Origin of the sequence: Niallia tiangongensis, assembly GCF_044704065.1 — a bacterium.
GTDB lineage: Bacteria > Bacillota > Bacilli > Bacillales > Cytobacillaceae > Niallia > Niallia tiangongensis.
Genome location: NZ_CP162613.1, coordinates 2,270,155 through 2,282,185, shown reverse-complemented (window position 1 = coordinate 2,282,185; position 12,031 = coordinate 2,270,155). Strand labels below are relative to the sequence as shown.

At 36.2% G+C, this 12,031-nt stretch carries 10 protein-coding genes, 1 pseudogene, 2 riboswitches and 1 other annotated feature; of the genes and pseudogenes, 1 reads left to right on the top strand and 10 read right to left on the bottom strand.

Annotation, left to right across the window (positions count from 1 at the left end; translation table 11 throughout):
* Positions 1–34: 34 nt before the first annotated feature.
* The 10 genes and pseudogenes from lysS to metE form a co-directional block, all read right to left on the bottom strand.
* Positions 35–1,495 carry a lysine--tRNA ligase gene (gene lysS, locus AB3U99_RS10695; RefSeq protein WP_400247449.1) on the bottom strand — a complete coding sequence of 487 codons (1,461 nt, stop codon included), beginning with the start codon at positions 1,493–1,495 and terminating at the stop codon, positions 35–37.
* A 95-nt stretch (positions 1,496–1,590) separates the two neighbouring features.
* Positions 1,591–1,868, bottom strand: a binding site (T-box leader).
* Between the two features lie 72 nt (positions 1,869–1,940).
* Positions 1,941–2,255, bottom strand: coding sequence for a DUF3892 domain-containing protein (locus AB3U99_RS10690; RefSeq protein ID WP_400248031.1), 315 nt, complete (start codon positions 2,253–2,255; stop codon positions 1,941–1,943).
* An 86-nt stretch (positions 2,256–2,341) separates the two neighbouring features.
* On the bottom strand, positions 2,342–2,902 hold the full coding sequence (locus AB3U99_RS10685) for a class I SAM-dependent methyltransferase (protein ID WP_400247448.1): 561 nt from the start codon (positions 2,900–2,902) through the stop codon (positions 2,342–2,344).
* Complete coding sequence (locus tag AB3U99_RS10680; RefSeq protein ID WP_400247446.1) at positions 2,886–3,095, bottom strand: class I SAM-dependent methyltransferase; 210 nt, start codon at positions 3,093–3,095, stop codon at positions 2,886–2,888. The genes AB3U99_RS10685 and AB3U99_RS10680 overlap by 17 nt, the downstream gene beginning before the upstream one ends.
* Positions 3,096–3,162: 67 nt before the next feature.
* Positions 3,163–3,573 carry a VOC family protein gene (locus AB3U99_RS10675; RefSeq protein ID WP_400247443.1) on the bottom strand — a complete coding sequence of 137 codons (411 nt, stop codon included), beginning with the start codon at positions 3,571–3,573 and terminating at the stop codon, positions 3,163–3,165.
* A gap of 326 nt (positions 3,574–3,899) precedes the next feature.
* Entirely contained in the window at positions 3,900–4,607 is a 708-nt protein-coding gene (locus AB3U99_RS10670) for a Crp/Fnr family transcriptional regulator (protein WP_400247440.1), read from the bottom strand.
* A 52-nt stretch (positions 4,608–4,659) separates the two neighbouring features.
* Positions 4,660–4,905 carry a heavy-metal-associated domain-containing protein gene (locus AB3U99_RS10665; RefSeq protein WP_400247439.1) on the bottom strand — a complete coding sequence of 82 codons (246 nt, stop codon included), beginning with the start codon at positions 4,903–4,905 and terminating at the stop codon, positions 4,660–4,662.
* A 191-nt stretch (positions 4,906–5,096) separates the two neighbouring features.
* Positions 5,097–6,950, bottom strand: coding sequence for a heavy metal translocating P-type ATPase (locus tag AB3U99_RS10660; protein ID WP_400247436.1), 1,854 nt, complete (start codon positions 6,948–6,950; stop codon positions 5,097–5,099).
* 464 nt (positions 6,951–7,414) lie between these two features.
* Positions 7,415–8,134: a YebC/PmpR family DNA-binding transcriptional regulator gene (locus AB3U99_RS10655; RefSeq protein ID WP_341192871.1), complete on the bottom strand. Its 720-nt coding sequence runs from the start codon at positions 8,132–8,134 to the stop codon at positions 7,415–7,417.
* 367 nt (positions 8,135–8,501) lie between these two features.
* Positions 8,502–10,787 (bottom strand): annotated as a pseudogene (gene metE / locus AB3U99_RS10650) (5-methyltetrahydropteroyltriglutamate--homocysteine S-methyltransferase).
* Positions 10,788–11,007: 220 nt separating this feature from the next.
* Positions 11,008–11,197, bottom strand: a riboswitch (cobalamin riboswitch).
* A gap of 122 nt (positions 11,198–11,319) precedes the next feature.
* A riboswitch (SAM riboswitch) is annotated at positions 11,320–11,430 on the bottom strand.
* Between the two features lie 230 nt (positions 11,431–11,660).
* Between metE and AB3U99_RS10645 the strand changes: the two are divergent.
* A complete protein-coding gene (locus tag AB3U99_RS10645) occupies positions 11,661–11,990 on the top strand; it encodes a YolD-like family protein (RefSeq protein ID WP_400247434.1) in 330 nt (109 codons plus the stop codon).
* The last annotated feature ends 41 nt before the right edge of the window (positions 11,991–12,031 follow it).

Genomic DNA, 12,031 nt, shown 5'->3' with positions numbered 1-12,031 from the left:
TGTGATGTGCTGTTTCCTCTTTTACATTGTGCAATTAAACCTTTTTAGTTAATGGAAATAAAACACAATCTTTAATCGTCTCACTGTCAGTTACTATCATTAAAAGACGTTCAATTCCAATTCCCCAACCAGAAATGGGCGGCATTCCATATTCCATTGCCAATAAGTAGTCTTCATCCATTTCCATTGCTTCTAAATCACCGTCGCTTTTTAAAACAGCTTGTGCCTCTAATCTTCTTCTTTGTTCTAAAGGATCCACTAATTCTGAATAAGCATTGATAATTTCAGCACCATTTACGACTAATTGAAATCGATCGGTAATGGCTGGGTTATGATCATTTGCTCTTGCTAATGGTGATAAATCAATAGGATGATTGATTAAAAAAGTTGGTTCTATTAATTGCGGACGACACATTTTTTTATATAAAAGGTCGATAAAGTTCCCTCTCCCTAAAGTCTCGATATTGTCTTGTTCTAAATATATATTTCTCCGTTTTGTTTCTTCATATAAACCTTTTACATCAGGAAATAAATCAATATCAATGTCCGTATCTTTGAGAATTAAATCCCTAAATGATACGACATTCCATTCTAAGGAGAAATCGATTGTTTTTCCTTGGATTGTGATAACGGTTGTATGGAATGTTTCTTTCAGAATAGATAAAAGTAAATCACGCATCAGCGTCATTGTATCCTCATAGCTCCAATAAGCTGCATAGCCTTCTACCATCGTAAATTCTTGAAGGTGCTGAGGACTGATTCCTTCATTTCGAAAGCACTTTGCAAACTCAAATACTTTTGTAAAGCCACCTACAAGGAGTCTTTTTAAGTAAGTCTCCGGTGCAATGCGTAAATTCAATTCTGTATCTAACGAATTATGATACGTTCTAAATGGGCGTGCGATTGCACCTGAAGAAGTATGCTGCAACACAGGTGTCTCCACTTCTAAGAAATCTTTTTCTTCTAAAAATCTACGAACGGCGCGCACTAACTTTATTCGAGTTAACATTCGTTCTTTTGTTTCTTTCGTCATCATTAAATCTAAATAACGTTGTCGATAACGGGTATCTACATTGTTTAATCCATGCCATTTTTCTGGCAATGGGTGTAGTGCTTTTCCAAGTAAAACATATTTTTCAATCCGCAGCGTTTTTTCCTTTGTTTTCGTCGAATATATATTCCCTTCCACTCCAATAAAATCTCCTACATCAAAAAAGTTCCCGAAATCATTCGCTGACTGCTCCCCAACCTCTTCTTTTTTCAAAAGAAGTTGCAGACTACCTTGTATATCTGAAATCGTGTTGAAACTAAATTTACTAAACTGACGAATCCCCATAATTCTTCCTGCTACTCGCACTCCTTCTGTACAATCCTCAAGCAACGCTGCTTCGTAAAGTTCATAATTTGTCTCAAATCTTTCTGGATAGACGAAAACTCCTTTTTCTCTTAAAGCCTCTAATTTTTCGATTCTCCGAGTTGTTTGTTCGTGACTCATTTTATTGCACTCCAGTCTTTTTATTGGATTTTCAAATACAGATTTATACATGTATCGATTAAAATAAAAAAACTCCCACCCCCAAGATTATTCATCTTGAGGACGAGAGTTATTATAAACTTCGTGGTACCACCCCAGTTTATTGATATGTTACCATATCAACCTCTTCGGGTACGGCAACGTTAAAAAATTGATTATACCCTATCTCTATAACGGGAGATCCCGTCGCAGCATCACAAAAAATGAACCATACTCTTTGATCCGTGCGAAAGCTCCAAGTCTTTTTTCATTAAGATCCTTATTACTCCTTTTCACCATCTGGAGCTCTCTTTAAATAATGAATCAAAATTACTCTTCTCTTCTTAGCCAAATATTCCGTATTTATTTTAGAAAATATTACCTTATATAAAAAGTTTAGTCAATAGATAATTTTTTTCAATCACCCTTAAAAAGAAGGCAAATTATCTAAATTATTTTCTTTAATCCCATCTGGTTCACTACGGATGATGTCCCTGCCATACTTATGAAACACATCTACATGCGCTAACTTGCCTGCTTTTGCTTCATCAAGTGCGGTAATATAATCTAATTCTCTGCCGCTACTTGTTTTAAAAGCAATAATATCATCGTCCTCATTTTTACGAACTGCCACAATTTGTTCTACACCTGAATCGATTTCCTCAGCAGCTTCCATTTGCGCTTGGCCTTTTGCTTGTTGCAAGTATTCGTCATATATTTTTTGATAGTCTTTATCATCCATCATTGCCACCTCCAAAACATTAGTATGCTCTGGAGTTTTAGGGTTATGTAGAATAATCGTTATCGACATACTATGTAGAAGGAATTTTAATTATTTTGGCTAAATCTACAAATACATACTTCTGTTTTGTAATGGAAAGTGATATTTTCCTCCTGTTCATATTTTGAAAATAGATTTTGAAGCTCTCTAACAAATTCCTCGTAACCTCTATCTAATCGGGATGGTGCGTAAGACAAGGAGAGTGCCCCACCGATAAAACCTTCTTCTGTTACTGTTTGCCAATTGTCATAGTAAACTTTTGTAAAATCTTGTCCAAAAAATTTACGTTTCTCTTGGTCGAGGTCAAATTCGGAAATTGCAGCATTTGTTTTAACTTTATGTTTATATAGCATATTTGTATATTCCTTGGTAAATTCATTATCTGTCTGCATTTCGTTCCATAGAATAATAACATATCCATTTTCTTTTAAAATTCTTTGAAATTCTACCTTACATAACGATTTGTCAAACCAATGAAATGCCTGAGCAATCGTGATAATATCTACACTATTCTCCTGTAATAAAGTTGATTCGGCAGCAGCATGAACAATTTCAATATTCTTTCTATTCGAACAATAGTTCATGCATTCTTTAATGCATATCTTCATTTGGCTCAATCGCTAGAATAGTGCAATCCAATTCTCCTAACATATTTGTAAGGAGTCCTGTTCCGGCCCCGATATCTACAATAATAGATTGCTTTTTAATTCCTAGCTCATTAATGATATTTAATATTTCTTTTGTATAAGACGGTCTTCCAATCGCATACTCTTTCGTTTTATGAACAAATTCATTTTGCATATTGATCATCTCCTCTCTTTAAAATCGAAGAAACATCTTAAATTGGAAATTTTTCATTATTCCTTGACTAATCAAGAATTTCTTTAAAGCTTGGACTTAACTCACTCCACACATCAAATTTATTTCCATCCATATCGAAAAAGATAAAATTATTACCTGGATGTCCTCTATCCTCGATATCGCCTACCGTCACAACTTTTTCCTTTAACACGGAATGCAGTTTCTTTAATTCTTCTATACCATCTACTTCAAATGTCAGATAAAAATGCTCCTTGCCTTTCTCATCTTGAAAGGCTGCTTTTTCCCCTTTTTTCGATTTAACAAGAAAGAAGCTTTGGTTTGCAAAGTCCAGAATGGCTTTATCTTCATTTCTGAAATTTTCCACTGCACCTAATTTTTCTTGATACCAGTTTGAAGCTAGATCCGGATTCTCAACAGGCAGATAGATTGTTCCAACTCTGTGGATGATTGTATTCATCATTATTCTCCTTTTCAAAGAGTAAACTTGCTTTTATATTCGACAAAAGGAAAATATATCCTCTTTCTTGTATTTGTTCATATATATACTGGTTTGGCTGATAGGCAAAGGTGGATATAACACGTGGCAATATCCACAGTTCACACAAATTTATGTTATCTGGTAAAACAAGTGCCAAAAATAGGGAGACATTCTCTTTAGATCAACATTGTTAAACCAACAAAAATTAGCAAGCCATTTTATATGCTAATTGGATTGCTAAAAGGTTTGCTATTTTATGTTTTGTACTATTAAACCGAACCCGGCGCATGCTGCTCTGCTTATTTTTATTCAGTACGAAGTAACAATTGATCTAAATCCATTATTTTAATTATCTTTTTCGGTAACTGTTTAATCAATCCAAGTTCTTCTAGAGATGTAAATTTACGGCTAATTGTTTCTGGTGTGGTACCAAGATACGAAGCTAAATCCTTTTTGGACATTGGTAAGGTAATCGTTGGACTATTGCCACTTCCCTTTTCAACATTCTCAGCCAAAAAGGATATAACGCGGGATTCTACATTTTCAATCGCTACTTGTGTGGTTTGTTTTTCAGAATCCTTCAAACGCATCGTTACTTCTGACAGTATTTTTATAGAAATCTGCGGATATTCCACCAAATACTTCTGTAAATCCTCTCGTTTAATTAAACAAATGGATGTATTTTGTAGTGCTTCCGCATAATTTTCATGAACGCTTCCAGGTTGGAAAATGGCCACTTCACCTGTAAAATCACCCGGATTTAAAATGCGAACAAGTTGTTCTTTTCCAGAATCTGATAAGCGGTAAATCCGAACCTTACCTGAATTGATAATATATAAGGTATCATCTTCCTCACCTGCATGGAATAACATTTCCTCTCTTTTTAGATGAAGTGTCTTGGCAGATTCTGCAATCAAATCCATTTGTGGGTCTTCCAAATGGTTGAAAATGGGAACGATACGAATACATTCTGCATGTCCATGGTGGTGATGACAATATTGGTTTTGTTCCAAAATAACCTCTCCTTTTTATAAAAAGCCTAAGAGGGCATCTTAGGATTCCATTCTATTTACTCAAGTAAGCAGGTTTTACTTTTGATTTGACAACAGGATATCCTAAGTCTTTAATAGCCTTTTCGATATCGTTAATAGCGATTACTTCTGAATCAAAATCTACTTTTACTTTACTTGCATTGAATAATACTTTTAAGCTATCTTGATTAACTCCGTTTAATCCTTTCACCGCATTTTCAATCTTTTGCATACAAGATGGACAAGATAATGTTTCTAATTGAATAACTGCTTTTTGCATGAATATTTCCCCCTTCATCTTTTTTGGGTTTTATTTGTTTTACTACTTTTTCTTTACAATTCAAGTATAGCTCAAGTTCAACGAAATGAAATTGATGCAAATCAAGTTTTAGAAAAAGGTGGGGAAGTATTTTGTTCTTCCTAACTGAATACTCTCCGTTTACTGTTCGTAAGTATCTCTTTCTATTAAAATTATCCTCTCAAACGGTATTGAAGCAACCTCATACCATTTAAAATAACTACCAAGATACTTAATTCGTGAACCAACATTCCAATGGACATGTTCATCCATTCACTAAATAGTAGGCTAGTAAGTAAAACCAATACCACACCTACCGCAATGAAAATGTTTTGTTTCATGTTGTTTGAGGTGGATTTTGTCAGACCTAACGCGTGTGGTAAGCGGCTAAAGTCAGAGTTCATTAAAACAACATCTGATGTTTCGATTGCGACATCTGTTCCACTTCCCATAGCGATTCCAATATCTGCTATGGCCAATGATGGACTATCATTCACTCCGTCACCGACGAAGGCAACGATTTTACCTTTCTCTTGCATTTTCTCAATATATGCAGATTTATCTTCTGGTAACATATGACCATGTACTTCCGTTAACCCAAGTTCACGAGCAACCAAATCAACAGTTCCTTGGTTGTCTCCTGATAGGACGACTAGGTTTTTGACTCCTAGATTTTTAAATTGTTGAAGATTTTCTTTTACACCTGGACGGATTTTGTCCCGAATCCCCATCAGAACTTTTAATTCTTCGTCGACCGCAGTTAAAACAAGAGAGTTTCCGTTTTGTTCAAAGCGTTCAACATCACTTTTAGCTTTTTCGCTAAATAGCACATTCTCTTTTTCCATTAAAGCTCCGTTACCGACTACTATACGATGACCCTTTACTTTTGCTACAATCCCGCCACCTTTAACAATTTCCGTTTCTTCAACTGTTGAGAAAGTGGTCTCGCCTATAACCTGTAGGACAGCCTTTGCTAGTGGGTGGTCTGATTCACGCTCCACACTTGCTAAATATCCTAGAACTTCCTGTGAGTTTTTACCGTAGAATTCCTTTTCTGCTACTTCAGGGTTTCCTACTGTCAATGTTCCTGTTTTATCAAAAACGATCGTATCTACTCTGCTAAAGTCATTGATCACTTCACTACCTTTTAGAAGTACACCATTACGTGCACCATTTCCGATACCAGCGACGTTCGATACAGGTACCCCGATTACTAATGAACCTGGACATCCTAACACGAGAATTGTGATGGCTAGTTCAATATCTCTTGAGAATAACCAAACAATAAAACCAAGGATTAAAACAGCAGGCGTATAGTATTTGGAGAATCGGTCAATAAACCGTTCTGCCTCTGATTTGGAATCCTGTGCCTCTTCCACTAATTCGATAATTCTGCCAAATGTCGTATCTTCTCCAACACGATCCGCACGAATTTGAATGGTTCCATTTTCTAAAATAGTTCCTGCAAATACTTCTGAATCAACTTTTTTACTTACCGGTACAGACTCACCAGTGATACTTGCTTCATTAATGTGACCTTCACCAGTTATCACGGTTCCATCTACTGGAACTTTTGCACCAGTTTTAACCAACAAGATATCGTCTTCGTCTACATCATCGACGTCTACTACTTCAAAGTCTCCATTTTCCATTTGTTTTAAAGCACTTTCTGGAGCCAACTCTGTTAATTCCTTAATGGCAGAACGTGTTTTGTTCAACGTACGTTGTTCTAAATAAGAACCAAATAAGAATAAGAAAGTAACAATAGCTGATTCCTCATAATTTTGAATCAATACTGCCCCGATTACGGCAATGGTGACTAATACATCAATACTAACAACTTTTACTTTTATTGCCTGATAGGCTTGAATAGCAATCGGTGCTACACCAAGAATGGATGCGATGATGAGCGACCAATTGAAAATGGTCATGTTGTCTAAGGCAAATCGTCCGAAAAATGTAAGTGCAATTAAAATCGCACTAATCAGTGTAATCGAATTCTTTTTACTTAATATAAAACATTGCATGCTATTTCCCTCCAATTTCATTTTCTTTTGTATTCCTTGTTGATATCTCTAGTATAGGGTGTTTATATAAAATAAAAATTGATTCAAATCAAGTTCTACTATGGATCATTGGCAAAAAAATATAATATTGGAAGTCAGACACCTATACGTGAATAGGTCCTTTAAAAAGAAACAATTGAGATAATAGAAAATCATGCAACCTATCGCACTACTATCCATTCGGATCAAGACTGGCATTACCAACACAACCAATGCTATCCTGCCCTGCCCGGTTTGTTGAACAAGGAACGTACACATTTATGTACAGTATTGATGTATAACTCAGTTAATCTCTTGTTCTTTCAAAACATTAAAAATGCTTTAATATTCTTTGATATTGCTTCTTCAAATAACAAACAAAAAACCCACTTTCTGTATGGTTCTAATTCCATACAAACAGTGAGTTTTCCCTTATCCTTATAACCTTACTCGCCTAAATCCACATTATGATACACTTGCTGCACATCGTCTGACTCTTCAATCGCATCAATCATTTTCTCGAATTGTGCTTGTGCTTCTGGATCTAATGTTACGTCATTTTGTGCAAGCATTGTTAGCTCAGCTACTGTGAATTCTGTTACACCAGCTTGTTTAAATGCTTCTTGTACAGCGTGGAATTGATCTGGCTCTGCGTATACAATAACAGAATCTTCTTCTTCCATAATATCGCGTACATCTACATCTGCTTCCATTAGAAGCTCTAGTGCTTCTTCTTCTGTTTTTCCTTCTACCCCAATAACCGCTGTTGCATCAAACATATAAGAAACGGAACCACTTACTCCCATGTTTCCGCCATTTTTACCAAATGCGGCACGAACATCTGAAGCCGTTCTGTTTACATTATTTGTTAACGCATCAACGATTACCATCGAACCGTTAGGACCAAAGCCTTCATAGCGAAGCTCATCATATGTTTCTTCTGAACCGCCTTTTGCTTTTTCAATCGCACGGTCAATAATATGTTTTGGTACACTATATGTTTTTGCACGCTCTAGTACAACTTTTAGCGCTTGGTTAGATTCTGGATCTGGTTCCCCTTGTTTTGCTGCTACAAAAATTTCACGTCCGAATTTTGCATAAATACGACTAGTATTTGCATCTTTTGAAGCTTTTTTGTCTTTAATATTGTTCCATTTACGACCCATTATGAACACTCTCTTTCTGCTTATACATTCAACTTATTTATTATAGATAAAAACACAGCACTTCTTCAACTTTTATTTATTGTATTTAGGCGTTTATCTCCCCGCCATTTCTTAAAGCCACTAATATTATACATGAAATGGCCATTTTATTCAGCTTTTTGTTAAAAACTTTGTGGCAAAGCTTGGACAAATTTGTCCATAGAAAATTCTGACATTACTTTTATATCCGCTATTTAAGCTCCTTCTCTATAAATCAGCCGGAAATTCTCCGCTTATTCTGTCTCTTCCACTAGAAAAAATCACAATGAACACTAATAGAGCCTAATACAAAAAACCTGCAACAAAAGTTACAAGTTTTTATTATCTATTATTGGTTTTGCACTAGCAGCTTTGCTCTTCTTTCCTTCGCTGCCTCTACCATTACTTCTAGCGCACCGATTGTTTCTTCTTCATTTCTTGTTTTTAAGCCACAATCTGGATTAATCCAGAATAAGCGTGAATCAAGAACAGCTAGAGCATGTTCAATGTTTCGAGTAATCTCTTCTTTTGTTGGCACTCTTGGACTATGTATATCATATACGCTAAGACCTATTCCTTTTTCATATGTTTTCTCTACAAATGTTTGAATAAATTCCCCGTGACTTCTGGAAGTTTCGATCGAAATCACATCGACATCAAGTGCATCAATGGCATCGATAATGTCCTCAAAATTCGAGTAGCACATATGGGTATGAATTTGCGTTTCTCTTTCCGCAGATGTTGTTGCGAGTTTAAAAGAGTAGACAGCTGTATCTAAATAATGCTTCCATTTTTCTTTTTTTAATGGCAGTCCTTCACGTAGAGCCGGTTCATCTACTTGAATCATGCGAATATCATTTCTCTCGAGCTCCTCTACTTCTTGCTTGAGGCTGAAAGCGATTTGTTTTGCTACTTCTGCTCTTGAAATATCATCTCTTACAAAGGACCAGTTTAAAATGGTGATTGGCCCTGTCAGCATTCCTTTGACAGGCTTAGTCGTCAATCTTTGCGCATAGACCCTTTCCTTTACCGTCATCGGATTCACATAAGCGACATCGCCATAAATAATGGGGGGCTTTACACAGCGGGAACCATAGGATTGGACCCAACCAGCAGTTGTAAACTGAAAACCAGCTAGTTTCTCACCAAAATATTCAACCATATCTGTTCGTCGAATTCTCCATGTACCAATTACATCCAAATCCAAGTCTTCTTGTATCTCTATCCATTATTTAATTTCTGCTTGAATAAAAGTCTCATACTCTTCATTGGTTATTTCCCCTTTTCGCCATCTTAACCGCTCCTTCCGCACTTCCTTCGTCTGTGGAAAACTTCCAATTGTCGTTGTCGGAAGAATTGGAAGTTTAAAAGCTTCTTGTTGTGCTTGCTGTCTTATCCTTGCATTATCGCTTCTTTCTGGTTTTTCAGCAGCCCTTTTTAATTTTTTTTGAAGAACTTGATTATTTCTTGCAGTAGAAGCATTCAACCTACTAATCGCTTCTTTACTTTTATCGATTTGTGCTTGAATGACGGCTTTTCCTTTTCTGGCACCCTCTGTTAACGTATTTATTTCTTGTAATTTTTCATCAGCAAAAGAAAGTGCCTCTTTTAAAATCGGAGCTATTTGCTCTTCCTTCACTGTTACCGGTATATGAAGTAAGCTTGATGATGGCTGGATAATTATCTTGTCACTTCCAATAGCCTTTTGTATTTCTGCAAGCAGATTTCCCTTTTCTTCCAAATTAGCTCTCCACACATTTCTACCATCAATAATACCAGCAGCAAGGATTTTCTCTTCTGGAAATCCATATTGCTGAATAGATGCTAAATTCTCTCCGTCATCGTGAACAAAATCTAAACCAATTCCTGCGACAGGTAACGAAATAATCGTTTTATAATCTGTCACAGCGTCAAAATAGGTTTGAAGAATCACTTTTAATTTTGGCGCCGCCTCTTGCAATGTTTGATAGATTTGCTGTGTAATTTGCCATTCTCTTGCTGTGACATCTGTAACTAAATATGGTTCATCTATTTGAAGCCATTCCACTCCCTCTCTTTCTAGCTCTGTTAAAATCTGTGCATATAAAGGAAGATAGGATTCCACTGTTTCTTCTAGCTTATCTTCTTCCTAGCCTTTCGCTAATTTTATAAAGGTCAGTGGTCCTAACAATACCGGTTTTCCCTCAATTCCTAATGCTTCCTTTGCTTCCCGGAAAAATGCCAGTGGGCGATTCTCTGTTAATATTGGCTTTCTTTCCCCCAGTTCTGGCACCATATAATGATAATTTGTATTGAACCATTTTTTCATTGCTGATGCTACTGCATTCTTATTCCCTCGAGCAATCTGAAAATAAGTTTGTAATGGCACTTTTCCCCCATTATAAGCAAATCTAGCTGGCACTTGCCCAAACATCGTAGCCGTATCTAATACATGGTCATATAAACTAAAATCACCGACAGGAATTAAATCAATTCCTTGAAGCTTTTGCTTTTGTATGTTTTTTAATCGAAGCTTTTTCGTTTCTTGCAGCAGCTCTTCTTCCGAACACTTCCCCTTCCAATAACGCTCCAATGCTCTTTTCCATTCTCGTTTCTCTCCAATTCTTGGATAACCTAAATTAGAACTTTTGTACATTCTGCTTCCCCATTTCCGATTTTTTTATCTCCAACAAAAGTTAGTTAAAAAAAAGAGTCTGACGTCCACATATCTATACAGAAGCTCTCTACTTTCTTGCTTCCTAGATCAACAGTGGAGTCAGACTCTTATGAGGTTCACTCATTTAAGTACAGCACTAACTAGAGTTGAGACAATCTTTATCCCAACACATATTCTCCCTCCTCTATATCCGCGTAGAGTAGCTTACTTACAAATAGGCAGGTCTCCTGACTTAGGATCATCACTCCTTCTCTCCTTCCCATCTAAAAAAGACAGTGGATATGAGAATTTGCTCCTCCTTACAGTGGCGGGACCGTGCCGGATTCTAACCGGTCTTCCCTTTTAAGCCATGAATGGGAATTCACAGCACCTATTTGCGCTATTTAGTTTTTTTTCATTCCTTACAAAAGCGAAGGCAACCGTAGCTAGACGCCAATTGGCTTCAGAAACCTAGCAAAATAAAAAACCTCCCTTATAAAAAAGAGAGGTTTCGTCTTGTATCTTTATCCCCCTCTTATCTTTCAAAGCATGAATTACTTTGCTGGAATTAGCACCTCTTCTTTTAAAAAGAATGGTTGCTGAGGTATCAACGGGCCAGTCCCTCCTCCTCTCTACATAAGAGTTTTTTATGCACTTTTTGAATTAACAAAATATTAGCACGATAAAATCTAGTTGTCAATTCTTGTTTTACATGCTGCAAATTACTTTTTAATCTTTTTGGATACGTAAAATTTTTAAGTTTATTCACTTTTACACGCCTTTTCCTATTTTTACATGATAGATTTCTTTCTCTCTCTTCTTGATTACGAACATTTGTTCTGATATGATAAAACCATTAAGGAGATGATTTATATGCTGCGCGATCGAGGCACGATTAAATGGTCAGCGATGATGCTGCCAGAACATGTTCAGAGTATAAAAGAGATTTTAGAGGAAGCAAAAAAAATAAAAATGCCTATTTTAGAAGAAGATAAAATACGCGAAATGGAGCTACTGTTACTTGAAGGAATCGAATATAATCTTTTGCTTCACTTTGATATTTTTGATGATGGAGCTATCAGGCGTTTATCTGGAAAAACAACTTCTATAGACCATTTAAACCGAGAGCTTCGTATTCTAGATACGAATAATCATACGCACTCCATTCCTTTTCACAACTTGGTAAACATACAAAACGATTAATAAAAAAGGAGCATTACCGTGTTTGATTATGCGCAATTTCC